Below are 24,509 nucleotides of genomic sequence, written 5' to 3' on the forward strand. Positions count from 1 at the left end.
ACACCTTGCCGGGCATGGCTCGGCACTACACAAGATCCATGCGGCAGGACACACTGCCGCCCATGCAAAAACAGACAGGAGCTCCGCCCATGACGAAGTCCTTCCACAAGCGCAGCCGCGCGCCGTGGCTCAGCAGTTGCGTATTGCTGGGCATGTCCGCCCTGCAGGTGCAGGCCGCCGACTCCACCTCCGCCCCTACGCTCATCCCCCTGCCGGCCAGCTACCAGGCCGACGGCGGCAAGGACTTCGTACTGCAGAATTCCGCACGCGTCGGCGGCAACGACGAGGCCGCACGCCGCGCCGCCGCGCAGTTTGTAACCCTGCTCAAGCAGAACGGCGGCCCAACCCTGGCCATCGCCGACAGCGCCAGCAAGGCGCAGATCCGCTTCCGCCTGGACCCCTCGGCCACCAACACCGCTGAAGGCTACTCGCTGAAGGTATCCAACACCGGCATCGACATCAGCGCAGGTGATGATGTCGGCCTGTTCTACGGCGCGGTCACCGCCGCCCAGCTGCTGACCGGCAACACGCCCGGCCACGTCGCCGCCGCCACCATCAACGACACCCCGCGCTTCCCGTGGCGTGGCTTCATGCTCGATTCGGCGCGCCACTTCCAGAGCATGGACGAGATCAAGAAGCTGCTCGATGCGATGGCGCAGCACAAGCTCAACACTTTCCACTGGCACCTGACCGATGACCAGGGCTGGCGCATGGAGATCAAGCGCTACCCGAAACTGACCGAAGTCGGCAGCTGTCGCGTGCCGCTGGGTGATGCCGGCCGCAATGCCGCCACCGGCGAAGCCCGCCAGTACTGCGGTTACTACACCCAGGAACAGATCCGCGAAATCATCGCCTACGCGGCCGAACGCCACATCCAGGTCATCCCGGAAATCGACGTGCCCGGCCACGCCACCGCCGCCATCGTCGCCTACCCGGAACTGGGCACCACTGACCAGAAGCTGGTCATCGACAACCAGTGGGGCGTGTTCCCCAACCTGTTCAACACCGAGGAAAGCACCTTCCAGTTCCTGGAAAACGTGCTGGAAGAAGTGATTGAAATGTTCCCGTCCAAATACGTGCACGTCGGTGGCGACGAAGCGGTCAAGGACCAATGGATCGCCTCCAAGCGCGTGCAGGAACGCATGCGTGAACTCGGCGCGAAGGATGAAATGGAAATGCAGAGCCATATCATCAAGCGCCTGGAGAAGTTCCTGGAGCAGCACGACCGCCGCCTGATCGGCTGGGACGAGATCCTCGAAGGTGGCCTGCCGCCGGAGGCCACGGTGATGTCCTGGCGCGGCACCGAAGGTGGGCTCAAGGTCGCCAGCGAAGGCCACGACGTGGTGATGTCGCCGGTCACGCACATGTACATGGACTACCTGCAGACCGAGTCGCCGAACGAGCCGCCGGGCCGACCGACCACGATCCCCCTGCAGAAGGCCTATGAGTTCGAGCCGGTACCGGCCGACCTTGCCGCGGACAAGCGTTCGCACATCCTTGGCCTGCAGGCCAACATGTTCAACGAGCACACCCGCAACAACCAGAACCTGGAGCACAACCTGTTCCCGCGCCTGGCTGCGGTCGCCGAGACCGGCTGGAGCCCGCAGGACAAGCGCAGCTTCAGCAACTTCCTGCAGCGCCTGCCGCGCCAGCTGCAGCGCTACCAGGCAATGAACATCGCCTATGCAAAGACGCCGTTCCAGGTGGACATGCAGGACAAGGGCGAGCACCGCACCGGTGCGGTGCAGGTGAGCCTCAACAATCCGCTGGGCTACCCGGTGCACTACACCGTTGACGGCAGTGCCGTTACCGCCAGCTCGCCGCTGTACGCACAGCCGCTGCAGCTGAAGGTGCCGGTGCGGGTACAGGCCGCGGCCTTCTTTGATGGCAAGCCGTTGGCCGCGGCCAGCCGCTTCCAGCTGGATGCGGCCTCGCTGCTGGTCCGTGAGGACACCCAGCTCGGCCTGTGCCCGAACGGTGGCAAGCTGCTGCTACGCCTTGAAGATGACGGCCCGGCCGAAGGCGAGCGCGAAATCTTCAACGTCAATATCTTCAACCCCTGCTGGTTGTGGAGTGACGTCGACCTGTCCGGTATCACCAGCATCAAGGTGCGTGCCGGTCGCATCCCCTACAACTTCCAGCTGGCCCACGACGAGCCCTCGCGCAAGTTTGCGCCGGCGCGTACCGCCCACGGTGAAATGGAGATCCTGGCCAACTGCGAAGGCAAGCCGCTGGCCTCGATCCCGTTGCCGGCCGAACCGGGCGCCGACGGCTTCCTGGAACTGGATGCCCCGATCAGCGCGCCGGCCAACCGTGGCGACCTGTGCGTGCGTTTCACCGGCGACACCCGCCCCAACATGTGGACGCTGGACTGGATCAAGCTGCAGCCCGGCAACTGATCCCGCTACAGGTACCCTCCCAAAGGCCATCGCACGCGATGGCCTTTTTTCCACCTGAGCCGAGAGGCGCGGGGCAGCCGCCCAGGCAATTTCTTTGCTCCCCGAGCGCGGGCCGCTTGGGATGAACCGCGCAGCGTCCCCGATCACGGTGTAGTCCGCTGCGGGTGGCCGTGACGGCACTGCGCGCCGGTTGCGCGGGCGGATGAAGCCGAAGAACGCCCCCAACCACGCCGTCGCCCACACCCTCACCCGCTGGCCGCGACAATGGCACGCCGCCATCCGAGCCGTGCCAAAAAATTTCACGGGACAATTTTTTTTCAACCAAAAAGAGGGCGTAACGTGAAAACAAAACCAATAAAGGCAAACATTTCAATTAAAATCATCGTGATACAAGCGATTGAGAGTCCTGCACCGCTTTGAAAATTTTTTGCAATCGACCTTGACATCGTTGTCACGAACCACGGACACTCCGCTTGCCGCAACGCCAACAGGCCTTGCGCCCACTTCCAGGGGATGTACGTGGTCGTCAGTTCGCCAGCAGCTGCCAAGCTGAGTTCCGCCGCACCGGCTTCACCGCTGCTGGCCGCAGACGTGGGTGGCACGCATGTGCGTGTCGGCCTGGTCCAGGCCGGTCACGGCCCGTCGGCGGCACTGGAAATGCTCGACTACCAGCAATACCGCTGCGCGGACTATCCGGACCTCGGCAGCATCCTGGCCACCTTCCTTGCCGATCGCCGCCCTGTGCGCGAATGCACCATCGCCAGCGCCGGCTATGCGCTCGCCGACGGCACCGTCATCTCCGCCAACCTGCGCTGGCCGCTGTCATGCGCGCAGATCCGTGACCAGCTGGGGCTGGATGCGGTGCACCTGGTCAACGATTTCGAAGCCGTCGCTCACGCTGCTGCCCACATGGAAGCCAGCAAGGTGCTGCAGATCACCGGCCCCGAGCAGGCGGCCACCGGCCCCATCCTCATCGTCGGCCCCGGTACCGGACTGGGCGCTGCGGTGTGGATCCCGCAGGGACGGAACGCCGTGGTACTGGCCACCGAGGCCGGGCAAGCGTCGCTGGCGGCCAACAATGCGCTGGAAATCGCAGTGCTGCAGCAGATGCTGCGCGAGCGCAGCCACGTCACCATCGAGCACGCACTGTCAGGCCCCGGCCTGCTCAATCTTTACAACGCGCTGTGCGTGGTGCGCGGCGTTGCCGCACCCCACGCCACGCCCGATGCGGTCACCGCCGCTGCCTGCAGTGGCGGCGACGCAACGGCCGAGGAAACCCTGGAGCTGTTCTGCGGCATCCTCGGCTCCACCATCGGCGACATGGCCCTGCTCTACGGCGTGCAGGGCGGCATCTACCTGGCTGGCGGCATCCTGCCCAAGCTCAGCCAGTTCCTTCTGAACAGCAGTTTTGTGGAGCGCTTCCTCAACAAGGGGCCCATGCGCAAAGCGCTGCAAGGCATCCCCGTGAAGCTGGTAGAGCACGGGCAACTGGGCGTCATCGGCGCCGCCAGTTGGTATCTGGGACGCAGGGAAACCGAATCCGTCGCGTCGCAACCGGCAGTAACGCAGGTGCCGGGGCACCACCTCCCCTGCGCGGGTTCAAGTCAAGCAACCACCGGCCAGTCGGCCGGCATCCATCAATGATGAGGAGAGACATCATGAGGTACCGCAAGTCCGTACTATCCGCCGCAATCGTCACCTGCCTGAGCTTCTCGGCGCACGCGCAGGAAGCAGACAAGAATGCAGTCGACCTTGACCGCGTGGTCGTCACCGGCATCCGCGCCAGCCTGCAGCAGTCGCTGGAAACCAAGCGCAACGCCGATGCCATCGTCGACGTGATCACTGCCGAGGACGTAGGCAAGTTCCCGGCCACCAACGTGGCCGAAGCGATGACCATCATTCCGGGCGTCACCATCGACCGCGCATATGGCCAGGGTGAGAAGGTATCCATTCTGGGCACCGACCCGGCACTGAACCGCACCCTGCTCAATGGCCAGGCCATCGCCTCCGGCGACTGGAACATGTCCGACTTCCCCACCCGTACGTTCAACTATTCGCTGCTGGCGCCGGAACTGGTCGGCAAGGTGGAGGTATTCAAGTCGCCGGAAGCCCGCATCGACGAAGGCTCGATCGGCGGCACCGTGATCGTCTCCACCCGCAAGCCGCTGGATATGCCGGAAAAGGTCAGCGTCTCGGGGCGTGTCAGCTATGGCCGCAATGACCGCGTCGGCAAGACCGATCCCAGTGCCTCGGGCGCATTTGCCTGGAAGAACGAAGCCGAGAACTTCGGCGTCATCGTGTCGGCACAGGCCTCGAACGAAAGCATCCGCCGCGATGGCATCGAGTCCTATGGCATCGTCAAGGCCAAGGACTACATCGGTGGCGTGGGCGGCTCGAACGGCTCGATCACGAACCTGCCCACTGACTGGTCGGTAGCCCCCAACCCGGACGGCTCGCAGCCGACCTCGCCGCCGACCTGTACAGGCAGCTGCGCCGAGACGGTATACGCCAACCCCGATGCCGTCGGCCCCAACTCCACCAGCGCCCACTTCTTCGAGCAGAAGCGCGAGCGCAAGACCTATTCGCTGGCATTGCAGTTCAAGCCGGTGGAGCAGATGAACATTGAGCTGAACGCATTGAAGATCGACGCGAATTTCGATCACATGTCGCAAGCCATGTTCACCCACCAGGGCAATACCTGGAACAGCCTCAAGACCCTGAGCGACCTCACCGTCAAGGACGGCCTGATCACCAGCGCCAGTCACAAGAATGGCCTGGTCGTGTTCGACATGCAGAACCGCCGCGCTCAGGTCGATTCAGAGACCTACGACGTCAAGCTGGATTGGAATGACGAACGCTGGTTCGCCTCCACCCACCTGGGCCGCACCAAGGCCGAAGGCGGCCCGAAGCAGGTATTCGGCGAGTTCCTGGCCCGCACCGATTACACTTGGTCGATCGAAGACGCGCCGGGCAAGCCAGGCAAGGTGACCTTCACCGGTGAGAATCCGTTCCTCAATCCGGACCAGTTCCAGATGGATGGCGGCTGGGGCTCGGACCCGAACCAATCCACCTGGAATACCGGCTGGGGCGGCAATCTCGTCGAGAAGCCGACGCTCGACAAGGAAACCTACGGCCAGGTGGACTTTGGCATCAAGCTTGATTCCCCCGTCTACCTGATCCGTGCCGGTTACAAGCAGCGCAAGCATGAAACCAGCCAGATCCAGCAGGGCATCGGCCTGGCTTCCGTTGCAGGCTACGGCGATGCACAGGCATCGGATTTCGACCCGCGCAAGCTGCCAGGCAACTACCTGAACGGGCTCAGCGGCTACGGCGATCTGGGCGACCGTTTCACCATTGATGGCTGGAAGCTGGCTGACTACATCAGCAGCGGCAGCTGGCTGGCACCGTGGCAGACCATGCCGGTGGTCTCGCCCTTCAGTGCCGAAGAATTCGCCCGCAACAACTGGTCGATCAATGAGGATATTGGTGCCGCCTACGTGCAGGCCGACTTCAGCTTTGATCGCCTGCGCGGCAACATCGGCGTGCGCTACGTCCGTACCGACCTGGAATCAGGCAGCTATGCCTGCAACACCGGCCTGTCGGGCTGCACCCAAGCGGGCTGGAGCGCAGAACGACTGGCCGCCTCCTACGACCCGGTGGTCAACAAGAACAAGTACAGCAATGTCCTGCCCAACCTGAACCTGGTCTACGACGCCACCGACTCGCTGGTGCTGCGTTTCTCGGCGGCCAAGACTATCGCACGCCCGAACTACACGGACGTGTCCTCCTACCTGTGGCTGTCCGATACGGCACTCACGGGCGGCGGCGGCAACCCGAACCTGACGCCGTACAAGTCCACCAACCTGGACTTCTCGGCGGAGTGGTACTTCGCCGAGAACGCCATCGCTGCGGGCTCGATCTTCTACCGCGACGTAGCCGACTACATTCTCACCGAGTCGAACTCCGAGTCGCATTGGAACCAGAGCCAGAACAAGAACGACACTTATCTCGTTGATCGTCCGCGCAACGCCGGCGATGCGAAGATCAAGGGTATATCGCTGGCGTGGCAGCAGAACTTCGGCATGGGCTTTGGCATCATCGCCAACTACACCTACTCCGACGGCGAAGCCACCAACGGTCGCCCGCTGCCGTTCAACTCGAAGAACCAGTTCAACATCAGCCCGTTCTTTGAGAATGACACCTGGACTGCCCGCGTCACCTACGGCTGGCGCGACAAGTACTTCACCCAGGTAAGCGCCGGCCGTGAACTGTGGACCATGGACTACGCCTCGCTGGACGCCTCGCTTGCATTCAAGATCACCGACAACCTCTCCGTCGGCCTGGATGCAATGAACCTTCTTGACGAGAAGTACCACTCCTACTCTGGTGTCGAACAGCTGACTCGCGGCGCCTACCTGAGTGGCCGTCGTTACAACGCTTCGCTGCGCTTCGCCTTCTAAGCGGGCAACGCCAGCACCACCGTTTCACCGTTGTTTTTTCTCCTCCAGCGGACCTGGGTTTTCCAGGTCCGCTTTTTTTTGCCTGCCGCGGTGGCCAGGCCAAGGCAGCCGGCAGGCACGTGGCAGGAGGCGCCTACCAACGCATCGCCGCCAGGCACCGCAGCAAGCCGTCGCTCGCCGACCACGGGCATGGCGCAGCCGCCTGCCAGCCACGTGTGCCGGCATGCGGCACGCCCCTGCAGGGCACGTATCCGCACCACCTTTGCTGGCTGCGGACGCGCATGACAGAACACAGGCCGAAAGCGAACAGAAACAGTGATGCATATCGGCAGCAAGCGCTGCCCTTGCACTGCAACAACTGAAACTTCAATTACCAATGAATATGCAATGAACATAATTTTCATATATGCGCATTCACATTTCCAATGGGTTTCAATTGAAATGAACGGATATTCTTTTTCATGAAGAATGTCCCGCCAAACAAGCCAAATTCGCGTGAAAATCAATAAAATGAAGTTCCGTTTTTCGTGAAAATTATTTTTGCAAAATAAAAACAAATGCACGCACACTCCACCCCGAGCTGAACGCCGGTAGTCACGCACCCACCCGCCGCATGGAGGCAAGACGTGGACAAGCAAGGCCCGCATCACACCCGCAACAAATACAACGCCGCCGTGCTGCAAGCGCAGCCCAGCCGCGTCAGGCAGGCCTACCCCACCACCACGTCCGACTGACCGCGTTGCCCGCGGTTGGCCACCACGGTGACCGCGACGATTCTCCGCACGCCCGACGGGATGCGGGAACCACTGGCTGGCAGCACCTGCCGGCCATCCTTCAGCAAAGGGAGAGAGACCTTTGAACCACCGCAAGTCGCCGTTAACCGCCGCCATCATCAGCTGCCTGGCAATCAGCTTCAGCGCCCAGGCACAGGACGCACCACCGGAGGCAACCGAGCTTGATCGTGTCGTCGTCACCGGCATCCGCGCCAGCCTGCAGCAGTCGCTGGAATCCAAGCGCAATGCCGACAGCATCGTCGACGTGATCACCGCCGAGGACGTGGGCAAATTCCCCGCCACCAACGTGGCCGAAGCGATGACCATCATTCCCGGCGTCACCATCGACCGCGCCTACGGCCAGGGCGAGCGGGTCAGCATCCTGGGTGTGGACCCGGCACTGAACCGCACCCTGCTCAACGGCCAGTCCATCGCCTCCGGCGACTGGAACATGTCCGACTTCCCAACACGCACCTTCAACTACTCGCTGCTGGCACCGGAGCTGGTCGGCAAGGTGGAGGTGTTCAAGTCGCCGGAAGCACGCATGGACGAAGGCTCCATCGGTGGCACGGTGAACGTGTCCACGCGCAAGCCGCTGGACATGCCCGAGCAGGTGAGCATCACCGGCCGGCTCAGCTATGCACGCAACGACCGCGTCGAGAAGACCGACCCCAGCGCCTCGGCTGCGTTTGGCTGGAAGAATGCCGCAGACACCTTCGGCTTCATCCTCTCCGCGCAGTCCAGCAACGAGAGCATCCGTCGTGACGGCATCGAGTCGTACAACACGGTGCGTGCCAAGAACTACCGCGACGGCCTGGATGGCGCGGCCGGCTCGGTCAACAACACCGGCGACGACTGGTCGGTGCCGGCACTGCCCGATGGCTCCCAGCCGCAGAAGCCGGGCACCTGCCAGGGCGCCTGCGAACAGGCACTCAATGCCAACCCCGAAGCCATCGGCCCAAGCAGCATAAGCGCGCACTTCTTCGAGCAGGAGCGCAAGCGCAACACCTACTCGGCGTCGCTGCAGTTCAAGCCGGTCGAGCAGCTGAACATCGAGCTCAACGGCCTGAAGATCGACGCCAACTTCGATCACATGGCGCAGTCGATGTTCGCCTGGCCGGGCAATACCTACGGCAGCCTGATGACGCTGACCGATGTCACCATCGAGGACGGCATCATCACCGGCGGCAAACACAAGGGGGGCCGCATGGTGTTCGACCTGCAGAACCGTCGCGCCAAGATCGAATCGGAAACCTACGACCTCAAGGTTGACTGGAACGGCGAGCGCTGGTTCGCCTCGACCCATGTCGGCCACACCAAGGCTGAAGGCGGGCCCGAGCAGGTCTATGCCAGCTTCCTGGCACCGGCAGACTACGAGTGGTCCATCGCCAATGGTCCGGGTACGCCGGCAACCCTGAAGATCATCGGCCAGAACCCGTTCACCGACCCAAGCCTGTTCCGCATGGATGGGGGATATGCCAGCCCCTGGCATACCGACCCGCCGTCGCAGACCAACTGGCGCAGTGGTTGGGGCGGCAATCTCATCGAAAAGCCGACCCTGGACAAGGAAACCTACGGCCAGGTCGACTTCGGCTTCAAGCTGGATTCGCCGATCTACCTGGTACGCGCCGGCTACAAGCAGCGCTCACATGAAACCGGCCAGATCCAGCGCGGCGTCGTGCTTGACTCCATCACCGGCTATGGCGATGCCACCGCCGACATGTTCGATCCGCGCAAGCTGCCTGGCAACTACCTCGATGGCTTCAGCGGCTATGGCGACCTTGGCAACCGCTTCACCATCGATGGCTGGAAGCTGGCTGACTACATCAACGGCAGCGACTGGCTTGCGCCCTGGCAGAGCAAGCCGGTATCCACCACGCTGGGCAACCTGGAGTTCGTCCGCAACACCTGGACCATCGAGGAGGACATCAAGGCCGCCTACGTGCAGGCCGACTTCAGTTTCGACCGCCTGCGCGGCAACATCGGCGTACGCTACGTCCGCACCGAGTCGGCCTCCAGTGCCTATGAGTGCAATACCGGCCTGAAGAGCTGCACCGAGCGCGAGTGGAGCCCGGAACGCATCGCCGCATCGTTCGAGTACGTCACCCGCAGGAACAAGTACAACAGCGTCCTGCCCAACCTCAACCTCGTCTACGAGGCCAGCGATGACCTGGTACTGCGCCTGTCCGCGGCCAAGACCATGGCACGCCCGGGCTATTCGGACCTGTCCAGCTACATGTGGCTGTCCGACCAGACCCTGACCGGTGCAGCGGGCAATCCCGGCCTGAAGCCGTACCGCTCTACCAACCTGGACTTCTCGGCCGAATGGTACTTCTCGCCCGATGCGATCCTGGCGGGCTCGCTGTTCTACCGTGATGTCGCCGACTACATCGTCAACGTGGCACAGGATGAAACCCACTGGAACGACAACCAGCGCGACGATGCGGTGTATCGCGTGGACCGTCCGATCAATGGCGGCGACGCCAGGATCAAGGGGCTGTCGCTGGCATGGCAGCAGAACTTCGGGGCAGGCTTCGGCATCATCGCCAACTACACCTACTCCGATGGCGAAGCCAGCGGTGGCCGCCCGCTTCCGTTCAACTCGAAGAGCCAGTTCAACATCAGCCCGTACTTCGAGAATGACCGTCTGGCTGCACGCATCACCTACAACTGGCGCGACAAGTACTTCACCCGTGTCAGCGGCAGCCAGGATCTGTGGACGATGGACTACCACTCCCTGGACGCATCGGTGACCTACAAGGTCAACGACTACCTGAGCGTGGGCCTTGAGGGCATGAATCTGCTCGATGAGCAGTACCACAGCTACTTCGGCAACGAAAAGCTGCTCAATGGTGCCTACAAGAGCGGCCGCCGCTACATGGCGTCGCTGCGCTTTGCTTTCTAAGCGGTAACGCAACACCACCTGGCGGGGCGCCCAACGCCCCGCCAGGTTCCGCCAGCCATCCAGCACGCAATGGTCATCCGCGCATGAAACATGCATCAGCCAATCTGCTTCCCCGCGCTGTCCCGCTTCTGGTCATGGTGGCGTGCCTGTTGCCATGGTTGATCGGCCCTGCCCATGCCACCACCGATCTTTCCGGCTACTGGCTGGGCGAGATTGGCAGCGCCCGCGAGAAGGTCAGCATTGGACTGAACCTGCAGGCCGATGCCAATGGCCGCTACGACATGCAACTGGACCTGCCGATCGCCCACCTGCGCGCCCTGCCCCTGCATGGCAAGGCCGACCAGGATGCCAGCGGCGCACTGACCCACCGCGCCCTGCACATGGCAGCACGGCTGCAGGATCAGCAACTGGTCGGCACCCTGCTGGGCAGCGGCGAACGCCTGCGCCTGCAGCGCGGCGTCCGCGCCCAGTTACCTGCCAACACCGCAGCTGCCACGCCGCTGTCCACCTTGCCGGGGCCCCGCTGGACAACCAGGCTGGGCGGACAGATCTACGCATCCCCTGTTGTCGACAACGACATCGCCTACATCGGCACCACCAGCGGCAGCCTGTACGCTGTTGACCTTGCCGATGGCCGCGTGCGCTGGGGCAGCGCGCTCGGCTATCCCATCCATGCCACCGCGCTGGTGACCGACGATGCCATCTTCGTCAGCAGCGATGGCGGCTACCTGCATCGGCTCGACCGCGACACCGGCCGCGAGCAATGGCGCTCTTCCATCCAGGACGCACGCAGCAGCCGCGAAGCGCCACAACCGAATTCCTCTGCGTGGGAATGGCAGGGCCCACGTCCGCTGCTTGCCAATGGTGTGCTGTACATCGGTGGCAACGACGGCAGCGTACACGCACTGGATATGCGCAGTGGCGCAAGCCGCTGGAAGCGGCAGCTGCCTGGGCGCATCCAGCACGGCCCCACAGGCGACGACCAACACGTCTATCTGGTCACCGAAAGCGGCCTGCTGCAGGCACTCAATGCGCGCACAGGCAACCCGGCATGGCAGTACCGCATGACCACGCGCCCTGGCGCCGCACCGGTGGTCCACCGTGGCCGGGTATTCTGCAACGACCGCAGCGGACAGCTGCACGCGGTCAGTGCACGCAATGGCCAGGCGCTGTGGCAGACCCAGTTCTGGACCTCGTGGATCGAATCGGAGCCCTCGTTCGACGGCAATACGCTGTACATCGGCTCCTCGGACCTGCGCAAGGTCAGCGCCATCGACATCATCAGCGGCCGCGTGCTGTGGCGTACCGACGTTGGCGGCTGGAGCTGGGGCACGCCACTGATCGCCGGTGATCAGCTGCTGGTCGGCATGGCGGCAGGTTACCCCTACTTTCTCGAACACGGTGCAGGTATCGGCGTGCTGGATCGCCGCGATGGCCGCCTGCTTTCCGCCTATGCATTACCGGCCGGCCGCGGCTTCCAATGGGGCATCGCCGGCAGCCTTGCACACAATGCGGATGTGCTTGTTGCTGCAGATATCGAAGGCGTGCTGATGGGCTTCGCACTTGATGCAATGATCCAGGCCGGCACAGCACACAGCGCTACACCCGATGTTCCGCCTCCCCCTCCCGTGCGGATTGCAGCACTCGCAACATCAACCGTAAACGCAACAGCGACGGGCACAGAGCCCGCCGTCAACAACGAGGATCCATGATGCGCCGACACCGACTCACCACCCATGCACTGTCCGCGGCCCTGCTGCTTGCCTTGGGCATCGCCAGCGGCCAGGCAGCTGCCGCCAGCAGCGATGCCAGCGTCCAGTTGCTGCCTGTCGAAGTGACCGGCGCCAGCATCATCCCGCGCCCGGTATCGGTGCAGCCGGGCAACGGCCATTTCGTGGTGGATGCAGGCACGCGGGTGATTGCCGCCGATGGCAGCGAGGAGGTCGCCGCGCAGTTCACCCAGTTGCTGGCACGCACCACCCCGCTGCAGCTGCAGGTCAGCCCCGCCGGCACCAGCAAGGGCGCGATCCAGTTCCGCCTCAACCGGAATGCCAGCACCGATGCGTCCGAAGCCTATGCGTTGCGCATCGATGGCAATGGCGTCGTGGTCGAGGCCGCCGATACGCGCGGCCTGTTCTACGGCGCGATGTCACTGTGGCAGCTGCTGTCGGCCACGCCGGCAGCCAGCGCCACCCTGCCAGCCATGCAGGTGCAGGATGCACCGCGGTTTGCCTGGCGCGGCTTCATGCTCGACTCGGCGCGGCACTTCCAGAACATCGATGACATCAAGCTGATCCTCGATGCGATGGCCACGCACAAGCTCAACACCTTCCACTGGCACCTCACCGACGACCAGGGCTGGCGCATGGAGATCAAGCGCTATCCCAAGCTCACTGAAGTAGGCGCCTGCCGCGCCGCTGCCGGTGAAGCCGGGGTTGGCGCGGACGGCAAGCCGCACCTGTACTGCGGCTATTACACCCAGGAGCAGATCCGCGATGTGGTGGCCTATGCCGCCGCGCGCCACATCACCGTGGTGCCGGAGGTGGACGTGCCCGGCCACGCGCAGGCCGCTGTCGCCGCCTACCCCGAACACGGCGTGGTTGATGGCCCCACCCTGCCCTCGGCCAACTGGGGCGTGAACCCCTACCTGTTCAACCCGCGCGATGAAACCCTGCAGTTCCTGGAGAACATCCTGGCCGAAGTACTGGAGATGTTCCCCGGCCAGTACATCCATATCGGCGGCGACGAGGCAGTCAAATACCAGTGGGAAGCATCGCCGCAGGTACAGGCCTACATCCGCGAACTGGGCCTGAAGGATGAAGAAGCACTGCAGTCGCACATGCTCAAGCGCCTGGAAAAATACCTGGAAGACCACGGCCGCAAACTGATCGGCTGGGACGAGATCATCGAAGGCGGCTTGCCGCCGCAGGCCACGGTGATGTCCTGGCGCGGCATCCAGGGTGGCATCGAGGCCGCCACCCACGGCCACGACGTGGTGATGGCACCGGGCAATACCCTGTACCTGGATTTCCTGCAGACCAACCTGCCGGATGAGCCGCCTGGTCGTCCCAAGTTCACCTCGATGCAGCGCGTCTACGCTTTCGATCCGGTGCCCAGCGAGCTGACCGCCGCGCAGCGCAAGCACGTGATCGGCGTGCAGGCCAATATGTGGACCGAGCACACCCGCAGCGAGGAGCACCTCAAGCACAACGTGTTCCCGCGCCTGGCCGCACTGTCGGAAATCGCCTGGACGCCGCTGCGGAACAAGAGCTACGACGACTTCCTGGCCCGTCTGCCGGCGCAGCTGCAGCGCTACAAGGCGCTGGGCATCGCCTATGGCCAGACCGCGCTGTCGGTGGCGATGAAGCGCCAGGATGACCGTGCCGGCAACAAGGTCACGGTGGAGTTGTCCAATCCGCTGAGCTACCGCGACATCCGTTACACCACCGATGGCAGCACGCCCACCGCACAGTCACCGGCCTATCCGGGTGCATTGACCCTGCCGGTGCCGACCACGTTGAAGGCGCAGGCCTTCTTCAACGGCAAGCCGCTGGCCGACAAGCCCAGCCAGTGGAACTTCGATGCGGCATCGCTGCTCAGCCGCAATGACAAGACCCTGGCGCAGTGCCCGACCGGTGGCCGCCTGCTGCTGCGCCTGATCGATGACAACCCGCTTGAAGGGCCGCGCGAGAACTTCGACGTGACCATCTTCAATCCCTGCTGGCTGTGGGAAGACGCGCAGCTGCAGGACATCGCCTCGATCAAGGTGCGCGCCGGTCGCATCCCCTACAACTTCGGCCTGTTGCGCGAAGAAGAAGCCAAGCGTGGCTACCGCAAGCCAGTGGCGCGCCATGGCGAATTCGAAGTGCGCGCCGGCTGCGAGGGTCGCGTGCTGGCCAGCGTGCCGTTGCCGGCGCAGGCCGGGGCCGATGGCTTCATCGAACTGGAAGCACCTCTGCGTGCCGGGCCGGAACAGATCAGCGACCTGTGCATGACCTTCAGTGGTGATACACGGCCGCAGATGTGGGTACTGAACCAGGTGCAGCTGCAACCGAAGAAGTAGTACAGGAAGGCGCGGTGCGGTACGTGGGGTCCTCTCCACCCCCCGGCCCGCACCGCGCCTCCTTTTTTGCAAACCTGCCAGGTGTCCACGACCTTGCAGTGGTGCAGAACGTAGCAGTCAATTCCAGCCGATGGAAGTGCCGTTCATGCCTTGAAACAAGGCACTTTTGAAACTAAACGGTTGCAATGGAAAGCGCCGCGCATTCAGCGCGGCTGCAAGCGCAGCAACAGATCGCGCAGCGGCGTGAACACCAGCAGCAACCCGGCCAGCACGCCGGTGGTATTGGCCAGCGCATCCATCGGATCGGCCATGCGGGTTGCGGTCAATGCACCCTGCGCCCACTCGATGCCGATGCCCATCAGCACCAGCCCCGCTCCCGCCAGCCACAGCGCGCGACGTTGCGCGAACAACTGCACCGCGCTGCCGGCCAGCAGAAAGTAGGCCAGGAAGTGTTCAACCTTGTCGCTGTTCTGCGGCAGTGCCAGCGGCGGCGGCGGGATCAGGCAGACCACGATCACCGCCAACACCGCCGCGCACCACAGCGCCAGCCAGAACCGCGCCCGCCGCAACGGTTTGAGCAGCGCGCTCACAGCCGCCAGGTCAGGTCGCCCAGCAGGAACGAGGCCGACATGTCGACATCACGGCTGAATGCCATCACCTGGAAGCGCTCGCCCATTTCGGTCGGCAAGGTCAGTTGCTTGAGCTGGTTGCGCAAACGCATACGCCCGACCTCGTCGGTACGCTCCTCGGCCGCTTCCAGCAACTGGGTGATGCCGTTGCCGAGCAGGTAGTTGGTCTGGTTGCAGTAACCGGCCAGATCGAAGCCGGCATTGGTGCCGGCTTCGGCCAGCGCGGTGAAATCCACCGAGGCGGTGATGTCCTGCAGGCCCGGCCACAGGAAGACGTCGTTGTGCACGTGGTGGCGGTAGAAGGCTCGCAGGGTGCCGTCATCGCGCTCATGCTGGTAGAACTCGGCGCGCGGGTAGCCGTAGTCGATGAACAGCATCGCGCCGCGCTTCATGCCACCGGCCACCGCCTGGATCCAGTACGGCAGCTGCGGCAGCACCTCGGAGCGGTAACCGTGCGCGAACGGGCGCTCCAGGTAGCGCTCCAGGTGGCGCACCGCGCCCATCAACAGCGGGTCGGCCGGCTGCGCACCGCGCACGAAGCGGCCCTCGCCATCCAGCTCCACGGTTTCCTCGTAGATCTCGCCCTCGTCGCAGACAAAGCGCGGCGTCGGCAGCGCGTCGATCACTTCGTTGGCAAACAGCACCCCGTCCCAATCGTCATCGAACGGCCGGTCCAGCCATTCCACCAGCGCGAACACCGGCGGGATCAAGGCCTGCTGCAGGCGTTCGCGTTGGCGCTCACGCAGGTCGGCGCTGGGCTCGAGGATGGCGTAGCGTTCCGGCAGGGCATCCAGCTCCAGCAGGCGCTTGAGCAGGATCTCGGCGAAGGCACCGCTGCCGCCGCCCAGTTCCAGCATGCGCGCCTGCGGGCCCAGCTGCTGCAGTACCGGTGCCACCACGTTGGCGGTGGTTGCGGCAAACAGCGGCCCCATCTCCGGCGCGGTGACGAAGTCACCGGCGGCGCCGAACTTGCTGGCACCGGCGCTGTAATAGCCCCAGCCCGGTGCATACAGCGCCAGCTCCATGAAGCGCGAGAACGGCACCGCACCGCCCTGGGCACAGATGTCCGCACGCAGGTGGGCGGCCAGTTGATCGCTGTGGGCCAGCGCGTCGGTATCGGGGGTGGGCAGATCGGAATGCATGGCACGGCGTTTTGCAGGGACAATGCACAGGATAGCCGAGTGAGGAAACCGCAGATGACAGAAACCCAAAAGGTGGCCTTGGTCACCGGCAGCGCGCGCCGCATCGGCGCCGGCATTGCCCGCCACCTGCATGCCCATGGCTACCGCGTCGCCGTGCATGCCAACCAGTCGCTGGAAGAGCTGCAGTCGCTGGCTTTCGACCTGGAAAGCGAGCGCGCCGGCAGCGTGCTGGCGGTACAGGCCGACCTGCGCGACCTGTCCGAGCTGCCCGACATGGTGGAACAGGTGGTCAGCCATTTCGGCCGCCTGGACGCGCTGGTGAACAACGCCTCCAACTTCTACCCCACCCCGCTGGGCCAGATCACCCCCGAACAATGGGACGATCTGTTCGCGGTGAATGCGCGTGCGCCACTGTTCCTGGCCCAGGCTGCGGCCCCGCATCTGGTGCGTCAGCGTGGTGCCATCGTCAACCTGACCGACCTGCATGCCACCCAGCCGCTGCGCGAGCACCCGGTGTACAGCTCGGCCAAGGCCGCGCTGGAGATGGTGACCCGCTCGCTGGCGCTGGAGATGGCCCCGCATGTGCGGGTCAACGCGGTGGCGCCCGGCGCCATCCTGTGGCCGGAGCAGGGCAAGAGCGAGGCGGCCAAGCAGAAGCTGATGGAACGCACGCCGATGGCACGCCTGGGCACCCCGCACGAGATCGCCGCGGCGGTGCGCTGGCTGCTGGACGATGCCGGGTATCTCACCGGCCAGGTGCTGCGCCTGGACGGCGGCCGCACCCTGACCTGATCCGCCGCCGCAGGCGCGGCGGCAATCATCCTCCGGGTTTGCTGCCCGCCCGGATACCCATGGCGTGGCGCTCGCGCCGCGCCTACGGGGCGAGGTCGACGGTTTCGAAGGCCTGGCCGTACTGCGGGTGATCCCGCCACAGCTGTGCCAGGCTGCGCTGCTGCACCGGGTCGATGAACGCCGGGGCGATATCGGCCAGCGGCTTGAGCACGAAGGCATGCTTGAGCTCGGGGCGCGGAATACGCAGGTGCTTGGGCCCTTCCATCACCAGGTCGCCGTAATAGACCACGTCGATATCCAGGGTACGGTCGCTGAAACGCGGGCCGGAACGGTCGCGGCCATGCGCGTCTTCCACAGCGTGCAGCCAGTCGTTGAGCTCCAGCAACGGCATGTCGGTTTCCAGCTGCACCGCATTGTTGAGGAAGTCCGGGCCTTCGAACCCCACGGCCGGGGTCAGGTAGGCGGGCGATACGCGGATCTCACCAAAACGCTGGCGCAGCACGGCGACGGCCGCCTGCAGGTAACGCCGGGGTTCAAGGTTGCTGCCCAGGCTCAGAAGCACGGTGGTCATGGGATCGGCTTGTCCGCAGGCCGCGCCCACCCCACGGGGTGTTCAGGACGCTGCATCGTGGGAGGGGGCGCACATGATGAATCCGGCAGGCCGGTCAGTCCACACCCAGTGCATCGGCCACCGCGCGGAACACCCGCTGCATCTCCAGTGGCTTGGGCAGCACATGCACACTGATGCCTGCCGGCGTCTGGCCATCGGCAAAGGCCGGGGCATGGCTGTCCTCCAGCACGATCGCCGGGCCGCGATAGCCCATGGCCTGCATCTCGGCCAGCAACTGCCCCGCCGACAACAGCGGAATGCCACTGTCCACCAGCACCACGTCCGGCAGCCCGGCCTCCTGCAGGTGGCGCATGGCCACCGCACCATCGCTGGCCAGGCGCATGCGGTAGCCCTGGCTGGACAGCGCATTGCCCAGCAGGGACAGGCGCGTGGCCTCGTCATCGACCACCAGCAGGCGTTCACCCCGCCCCGGGCGTACCAGCGGTTGCTCGTCCTCGCCTTCACCAAGGGCGGCATCCTGCAGCGGCAGCAGCAGGTCGAAGCAGGTGCCCTCGCCCAGCGTGCTGCTCACCTTGATCTGCCCACCAATGCTGTCGACGATACGGTGGCAGGACACCAGGCCCAGACCGGTGCCATTGGCCTTGGTGGTGAAGAACGGGCTGAACAGGCGGTCCAGGGTTGCCTGGTCCATGCCCACGCCCTGGTCGCTGACACGGATACGGACCTGCCCACCCGACTCGCTGCCGGCACGGTCGGCCACCAGGCTCAGGCGGCCGCCATCGGGCATGGCCTGGATGGCATTGAGCGCCAGGTTCAGCAGCACCTGCTGCAGCTCGGTGTAGTTGGCCTCGATCGCCATGCGGTCATCGGCAACTTCCAGTTGCAGGTCGACATTGCGCGGCAGGCTGCTCTTGAGCAGCATGCCCACCGCCTGGAACAGGCGCTGCAGCACGATGCGCTCACTGGGCTGGCGCGAGCCACGCACGAAGGACAGCATCGACTCGACCATCTCATGGCCGCGCCGCCCGCACTCGGCGATGACATCGGCCAGGCGGATGATCTTGGGGTCGTCGCTGCGGTCGCGGATCAGGTCCGGCACGATCAGCAGCGGCTGCAGGATGTTGCGCAGGTCATGGCTGAGGCCGGCCGCCAGCAGAGCCAGGCTTTCCAGCCGCTGGGCGCGCATCAGTTCATCCTCGACCCGCTGCCGCTCGACCTCGCTGCGCGATTCACGGATGGCGCGCGCCACTGCCGACGGCAGGCGCACCGTCTGGTGCTTGATGATGTAGTCGTTGGCGCCCTTGTGCAGGGCTTCCACCGCCGTCTCCTCACCCATCGTGCCGGAGACGAAGATGAAAGGCACCCGCGGGTGCAGCTCGCGCAGGATCTGCAGCGCCTGATAGCCCGAAAACCCGGGCATGCTCAGGTCCGACAGCACGATGTCCGGCGTCCAGTCGGCCAGCACCCGGCGCAGCGCCACCTCGCTGTCCACCCGCTCGAAGCCGGCCTGCAGGCCGGCCTCCAGCAGCTGGTCACTCAGCAGTTCGGCGTCTTCCGGCGAATCCTCCACCAGCAGGATGCGCACGGGGCCCAAAGGTGCACCCTTGTTCGGCATTGGCTTACTCGGCGTCCGGAGCCTGGTTGATCACGGCCCAGAAGGTACCAATGGTTTTGACCGCCGTGAAGAACTGGTCAATGTCCACCGGCTTGACCACATAGGCGTTCACCCCCAGGTCCCAGCTGCGGGCCAGGTCGCTTTCCTCGCGCGAGGAGGACAGGATCACCACCGGCAGGCGCTTGAGCTCCTCCTCGGCACGGATGCGCTGCAGCACTTCCAGCCCGTCCATGCGCGGCATCTTGATATCCAGCAGCAGCACCGCCGGCAAACCTTCCTCACGCTGCGCGAAACTGCCGCGGCGCAACAGGAAATCCAGTGCTTCCACGCCGTCCTCGACATGCACGATGGGGTTGGCCAGGCGCGCGTCCCGCAAGGCATCGATGGCCATTTCGGCGTCGGCGGCGCTGTCTTCGGCCAGCAGGATGGTACGTAGGGGGCTCATGCCAGGGGTTCCTTGTAGGACGCGTCGGTGGAAGTGGGAATGATGAAGCTGAAAGTGGCGCCCTTGTCGATCTGGGCATCGGCCCAGATGCGGCCGCCGTGGCGGGTCAGCACGCGCCGCACGCTGGCCAGGCCGATGCCGGTACCGGCGTACTCCGAGGCCTTGTGCAGGCGCTGGAACACACCGAACAATTTGGAGGCGTACTGCATGTCAAAGCCGGCGCCGTTGTCGGCCACGGTGAACTGCTGGCTGCCGTCGGGCAACTGGCGAGCGCTGACCTCGATCACCGCCTTGTCGCGGCCGCCGGTGTACTTGACCGCATTGCCCAGCAGGTTCAGCCACACCTGCCGCATCATGTTCTCGTCGGCAACCACGGTTGGCAGGTTGCCGATATGCCATTCCACCTCGCGCACGGCACCGTCGGCAGCTTCTGCCTTCAGGTTGGAATCCAGCAGCGCGCGGGTATCGGCCACCATCGACTGCATGTCCACCGGCTGCAGGCGCATGGCACCGCGCCCCAACCGAGAGTACACCAGCAGGTCATCGATCAGCGCGGCCATGCGCTGCGCCGAACTGCTGATCACCTGCAGGTAGTGCTTGGTCTTGTCGTCAGCCGCCTCGCCCAGGTGCCGGCTCAGCTTGTCGGAGAAGCCGGCCACATGCCGCAGCGGCGCGCGCAGGTCATGCGAAACCGAGTAGCTGAATGCCTCCAGCTCACGGTTGACGTCTGCCATCTGCTCCACCTTGCCTTCCAACTGCCGGTTGAGCTCCTCCACCCGCACCTGCACCGCACGCTGCAAAGTGATGTCGCTGACCGTCATCAGCACCACTTCGTCATCCACGTCCGGCAGCGACATGCGCCTGGCGTTGATCAGCATGGTCCGTACCAGGCCATCCACGCCGCGCTGCTGGTGCTCGAAGTCCCACAGCTCACGGCCGCGCAGCAGGACGTCGGCAAGCCGTTGCCCGATCAGCGGGTCGTCCCAGGCGCCCTCGCCGATGTCCTGCAACGGGCGCAGGTTGTTGTCCTGCTCATCGGCCCCATACAACTCGGCAAAGGCAGTGTTGTGCAGCACGATGCGCAGTTTGCCGTCCAGCAGCACGATCGGCTCACGCACCGTCTGCAGCACCGCGTTGGCGCGGGCACTGGCCTTGCTCAGGCGCTTCTCGGCCTCGGCGCGGCTGCCGATCTGCCGTTGCAGCAACCACAGCACCAGCGCCAGCAACAGCAGCTGCACCACCAGCGCCGACCAGGTCACCACCGAGGCCTGCTGCTGCTGGCGCTTGGCGCGCAGCACGCGCTCGACCAGCAATTGCTCTTCGTGCTGCTGCAGTTCCCCCACCAGTTCGCGGATCGGGAACTGGAAGGTCATCTCCTCGATCAGCTCGCGCTGGCGCGGAGAATCCGTGCTGGCGGCGATCTCCTTGGCCAGCGCCATGCGCCGCTCAAGCATCAACTCCATCTTGCCGATGCGTACCAGCTGCTCGGGGCTGTCGTTGACCAGCTTGGACAGCTCATGCAGGTTCACCGAGACCCGGTCGGCCTGGCGCAGGCGCTGCTGCAGCGCCTGCGAATCGATGCCCTTGGACAAGGTGAGGGCCGCCGACTCGACGTCACGGATATCAGCCTGCAGGTTGTACAGGCGCGCGCCCACGGCCTGGGTATGTGCCACCCAGTTGGCGGCATTGACGCTCTCACGCGCCAGGTGCCGCAGCATGATCGCCGGCACGATGATGATCAGCAGCGCCGCCAGGCCCAGTCCCATCAGGCGCCAGCGGCTCCAATCCTCATCGCTGAATCGTGATGTCATCGTTTCCCCTTCACAGGCTTGCCCAGCGCAGCGGCCGGCCGGTCCGCGGCGGCACACCCTGACGCCACCGCGCGGATGGTCAGCAGTGCTGACCCATCGGCCAAGGATTGCATGAATGCAGTCGCCAATGCCACGCCTGTGGCACTACGCGGGGAAACCCGCTGACAATCTCAGCCGCCCTCGCTGCGCTTGATCGCATGCCCACCGAATTCATTGCGCATGGCCGCCAACATGCGGTCGGTGAACGAGTTGTCCTCGCGCGAGCGCAGGCGTTCGAGCAGCGACAGGGTGATCACCGGTGCCGGCACATCCAGCTCGATGGCCTCGGCCACGGTCCAGCGGCCCTCGCCGGAGTCCTCCACGTACGGTGCGATGCCGTCCAGCGCCGGGTTGCGCTGCAGTGCATCGGCACTGAGGTCCAACAGCCACGAACGCACCACGCTGCCGTGCCGCCACACCTCGGCCACCTGTGCAAGGTCCAGTTCGAACTCGGACTTCTTTGCCATCAGCGCGAAGCCTTCGGCATAGGCCTGCATCATTCCGTACTCGATGCCGTTGTGGACCATCTTGCTGAAGTGCCCCGCGCCGACCGGGCCCACATGCGCCCAACCGCGGTCTGCCGCCGGTGCCAGCGCCTGGAACAACGGTGCCAGCCGCTGCACGGTGGCCTGCTCACCACCGATCATCAGGCAATAGCCTTCCTGCAGACCCCATACGCCACCGCTGGTGCCGCAATCAACAAAACCCACGCCCTGCTCGGCGCAACGCGCGGCGCGTTGCTGCGACTGCCGGTACCAGGAGTTGCCGCCATCCACCACCACGTCGCCAGCCGACAGCAGCGGCAACAGGCTGTCCAGGCTGGCATCGACCACCTTGGACGGCACCATCAGCCACAGCACGCGCGGCGCCGGCAGGGCCTGCACCAGCGCCTCCAGCTCAGCCACGGCAGCGATGCCCTGCGCCTGCAGTTGCGCGCGCGCCTGCTCGCCCGGGTCATAACCGGTGACATCCACCCCGCCTTGATGCAGCCGTTGGGCCATGTTGGCCCCCATGCGGCCCAGCCCGATCATCCCTAGTTCCATGGTTCACCTCGTTTGATGGTGGAAGCGGTAGCAGCCGCGCAGGCCTGCAGGCGACTGCCAAGCCAGCGCTGGTAAATGGTGGTGTGCAGGTTGTGCAGGGCCAGGTCAATGGCAAACGGCGTGCGTGGATTGCGGTCCAGCAGCCGTACCACGTGGTAGCCCAGCGGCCTCACCCCCTTGCGGTGCACATAGATCATCACCTGCTGGTAGACCGGATCGGACAAAAGGCTGTCGATCTGCGCCACCAACGCGCGTTGCGGCGCCGGCAATGCCTGGCGCAAGCTCGGATCATGCTCGAACAGCAGCCGCTCGAAGCCCCGCCGGCCCTGTGCTGGCAATTGCCGCGCCAGCTCCCAGATCCTTCGGTTCTGCGCGTCGTACCAGGCCAGCCCACCGTGCTGCGCCAGGGCCTGCGCGGCCGCATCGCTGATATCGGTGATGATGAAGTTCTCGGCCTGGTTGTTGATGTCGTCCAGGTACTTCCGGTCGAACACATGCACGATGAAACCCGGCACGCCCATGAACGCCTGCCGGCCCATCGCCGCAGTGCGCACCGCCTTGCCATCGGCAAAGAGATCACCGGCGCTGCTGCCCAGCAGGATGCTTTGGGTGCCGTGCAGGGTGAGGAAGGTGCCGATGGACAGCTCGCCGGGAGTGAACGCGGTATCGAAGGCAGCATCGCCAAACAGCTCACGCAAGGTGGCCAGCTGTGCTACCTGCCTGCCCACCCCACACTCACTGCGCACCCGCCCCGAGTAGAACGCTTCCAGTGCCCGTGCATTGCCTGCCACCGGCACATAGCCCCGGCCGAAACTACGAAAGCGCTGCCAGCCCTGGTGCTTCGCGCCGCGCGCGCCAAAGCCGATCCAGCCCAACTGCAAGGCGGAAAAGCGATAGCCGGGGTTGTCCTGCAATCGAGCGCTGGCCTGGCGTGCCGCCGCCCCCAGCTTGAAGGCGAATGCGCACCGGCTGGCAGGCTGCTGCAGCAAACCGGCCGCCAGCTGCTCGCGCTGTGCATCGTCCTGGGCAGCGGAAAACCACAGCTGCAGCTCACCCTGCGCGTGTGCCTGGGCCAGGCTGCCCCGTTGGCAGGGCGTACCGGCGCTCACCTCGGCCTGCGCGGCATCGCTCACCTGCACCTGCCAACCCAGCTCACGCAGCAACTCGACATTGCAGCCGGCAACCGCACTGCCCACCTGCAGGCCAAGCACCGCGCACAACCAGGACATACCGCGACCTACCGTTGCCCGCACGCGCCGCGGCTGCCTCACTGCGTGCCATCCACGCCTGCGGTTGGCGCTAGTTCGCTCACATACTGCTGCAGGCGCTGGAAGAAGTTGCGATAGAACTGCGCATCCTGCACCGTACTGCTGGCCACCCGCACCAATGAATCGTCATTGCTGCCAAACGGCAGCGACACCGAGCCCAGCGCACCCACCCCGACACTGGCCGAGGTCGGTGACTTCTTCAAGGCATAGCGATCCTGCACCGCACTGACAAACACCTGCGCCTTGCCGTCGGCGCGGGGGGCACAGGAAACCCGCAGCACCAACTGCTCGTGCACCTCGTCCTTGGGCTGGAAATTCTTGTTGGCCTCCACATTGCCGGCATCGGCGCGGGCAATGGCATAGCCCTGCCCCAGCAGCGCGCGACGGGCGGCCTCGCAGGCCTGCGCCGGGGTGCTGTCGATATTGCGGGTGTAGGTGTCGCCGGAGTCGAAGGACTCACGCAGCAAGGTGCTGTTGGCGGGCTTGCCGCCACAACCGGCCAGCATCAGCAGGGCCAGCGCGGCCGGCACATGCGGGCGAAGACTGCGCATGGG

The 24,509-nt window shown here is 64.8% G+C and carries 17 protein-coding genes; 7 read left to right on the top strand and 10 right to left on the bottom strand.

Annotated features, from left to right (window positions below):
* Positions 1–89 precede the first annotated feature (89 nt).
* From B2527_RS14160 to B2527_RS14170, 3 genes are all read left to right on the top strand, one after another.
* Positions 90–2,399, top strand: a complete 2,310-nt coding sequence (locus B2527_RS14160; RefSeq protein WP_293714562.1) for a beta-N-acetylhexosaminidase — start codon at positions 90–92, stop codon at positions 2,397–2,399.
* A 519-nt stretch (positions 2,400–2,918) separates the two neighbouring features.
* Entirely contained in the window at positions 2,919–4,043 is a 1,125-nt protein-coding gene (locus tag B2527_RS14165) for a glucokinase family protein (protein ID WP_293714564.1), read from the top strand.
* Positions 4,044–4,057: 14 nt separating this feature from the next.
* A complete protein-coding gene (locus B2527_RS14170; RefSeq protein ID WP_293714565.1) occupies positions 4,058–6,859 on the top strand; it encodes a TonB-dependent receptor in 2,802 nt (933 codons plus the stop codon).
* Here B2527_RS14170 and B2527_RS14175 read toward each other — a convergent pair.
* Positions 6,856–7,422: a hypothetical protein gene (locus B2527_RS14175; protein ID WP_293714567.1), complete on the bottom strand. Its 567-nt coding sequence runs from the start codon at positions 7,420–7,422 to the stop codon at positions 6,856–6,858. The genes B2527_RS14170 and B2527_RS14175 overlap by 4 nt on opposite strands.
* Before the next feature lie 292 nt (positions 7,423–7,714).
* Here B2527_RS14175 and B2527_RS14180 point away from each other — a divergent pair, with 292 nt between their 5' ends.
* The 3 genes from B2527_RS14180 (at position 7,715) to B2527_RS14190 (ending at position 14,600) form a co-directional block, all read left to right on the top strand.
* Positions 7,715–10,537, top strand: coding sequence for a TonB-dependent receptor (locus B2527_RS14180; RefSeq protein WP_293714569.1), 2,823 nt, complete (start codon positions 7,715–7,717; stop codon positions 10,535–10,537).
* Positions 10,538–10,686: 149 nt separating this feature from the next.
* Positions 10,687–12,249, top strand: a complete 1,563-nt coding sequence (locus B2527_RS14185) for a PQQ-binding-like beta-propeller repeat protein (protein ID WP_293714570.1) — start codon at positions 10,687–10,689, stop codon at positions 12,247–12,249.
* Positions 12,246–14,600 carry a beta-N-acetylhexosaminidase gene (locus tag B2527_RS14190; protein WP_414717095.1) on the top strand — a complete coding sequence of 785 codons (2,355 nt, stop codon included), beginning with the start codon at positions 12,246–12,248 and terminating at the stop codon, positions 14,598–14,600. Before B2527_RS14185 ends, B2527_RS14190 begins: the two co-directional genes overlap by 4 nt.
* A 203-nt stretch (positions 14,601–14,803) precedes the next feature.
* Here the strand turns inward: B2527_RS14190 and B2527_RS14195 are convergent, their stop codons facing one another.
* The gene (locus B2527_RS14195; protein WP_293714937.1) at positions 14,804–15,199 is read right to left on the bottom strand and encodes a VanZ family protein; all 396 of its coding nucleotides are present in this window, start codon (positions 15,197–15,199) and stop codon (positions 14,804–14,806) included.
* The gene (locus tag B2527_RS14200) at positions 15,187–16,371 is read right to left on the bottom strand and encodes a class I SAM-dependent methyltransferase (RefSeq protein WP_293714574.1); all 1,185 of its coding nucleotides are present in this window, start codon (positions 16,369–16,371) and stop codon (positions 15,187–15,189) included. The genes B2527_RS14195 and B2527_RS14200 overlap by 13 nt, the downstream gene beginning before the upstream one ends.
* 54 nt (positions 16,372–16,425) lie before the next feature.
* Between B2527_RS14200 and B2527_RS14205 the strand changes: the two genes are divergently transcribed.
* Complete coding sequence (locus B2527_RS14205; RefSeq protein ID WP_293714576.1) at positions 16,426–17,163, top strand: pteridine reductase; 738 nt, start codon at positions 16,426–16,428, stop codon at positions 17,161–17,163.
* A gap of 82 nt (positions 17,164–17,245) precedes the next feature.
* On the opposite strand, the gene folK is transcribed toward B2527_RS14205, so the two are convergent.
* From folK to B2527_RS14240, 7 genes are all read right to left on the bottom strand, one after another.
* Positions 17,246–17,734, bottom strand: coding sequence for a 2-amino-4-hydroxy-6-hydroxymethyldihydropteridine diphosphokinase (gene folK / locus B2527_RS14210; RefSeq protein WP_293714578.1), 489 nt, complete (start codon positions 17,732–17,734; stop codon positions 17,246–17,248).
* A gap of 94 nt (positions 17,735–17,828) precedes the next feature.
* Positions 17,829–19,349 (bottom strand): response regulator, encoded by a 1,521-nt coding sequence (locus B2527_RS14215; RefSeq protein ID WP_293714579.1) that lies wholly within the window; start codon positions 19,347–19,349, stop codon positions 17,829–17,831.
* A gap of 4 nt (positions 19,350–19,353) precedes the next feature.
* A complete protein-coding gene (locus tag B2527_RS14220) occupies positions 19,354–19,794 on the bottom strand; it encodes a response regulator (RefSeq protein WP_293714580.1) in 441 nt (146 codons plus the stop codon).
* Positions 19,791–21,605, bottom strand: a complete 1,815-nt coding sequence (locus B2527_RS14225; protein WP_293714582.1) for an ATP-binding protein — start codon at positions 21,603–21,605, stop codon at positions 19,791–19,793. Before B2527_RS14225 ends, B2527_RS14220 begins: the two co-directional genes overlap by 4 nt.
* Positions 21,606–21,775: 170 nt before the next feature.
* Positions 21,776–22,687, bottom strand: a complete 912-nt coding sequence (gene gnd, locus B2527_RS14230) for a phosphogluconate dehydrogenase (NAD(+)-dependent, decarboxylating) (RefSeq protein WP_293714584.1) — start codon at positions 22,685–22,687, stop codon at positions 21,776–21,778.
* Entirely contained in the window at positions 22,678–23,916 is a 1,239-nt protein-coding gene (locus tag B2527_RS14235; RefSeq protein WP_293714586.1) for a hypothetical protein, read from the bottom strand. Before B2527_RS14235 ends, gnd begins: the two co-directional genes overlap by 10 nt.
* Before the next feature lie 38 nt (positions 23,917–23,954).
* Positions 23,955–24,506, bottom strand: coding sequence for a DUF2242 domain-containing protein (locus tag B2527_RS14240; RefSeq protein WP_293714588.1), 552 nt, complete (start codon positions 24,504–24,506; stop codon positions 23,955–23,957).
* Positions 24,507–24,509 lie beyond the last annotated feature (3 nt).

The sequence above is a fragment of the Stenotrophomonas sp. UBA7606 genome, from assembly GCF_002477705.1.
Classification (GTDB): domain Bacteria; phylum Pseudomonadota; class Gammaproteobacteria; order Xanthomonadales; family Xanthomonadaceae; genus Stenotrophomonas.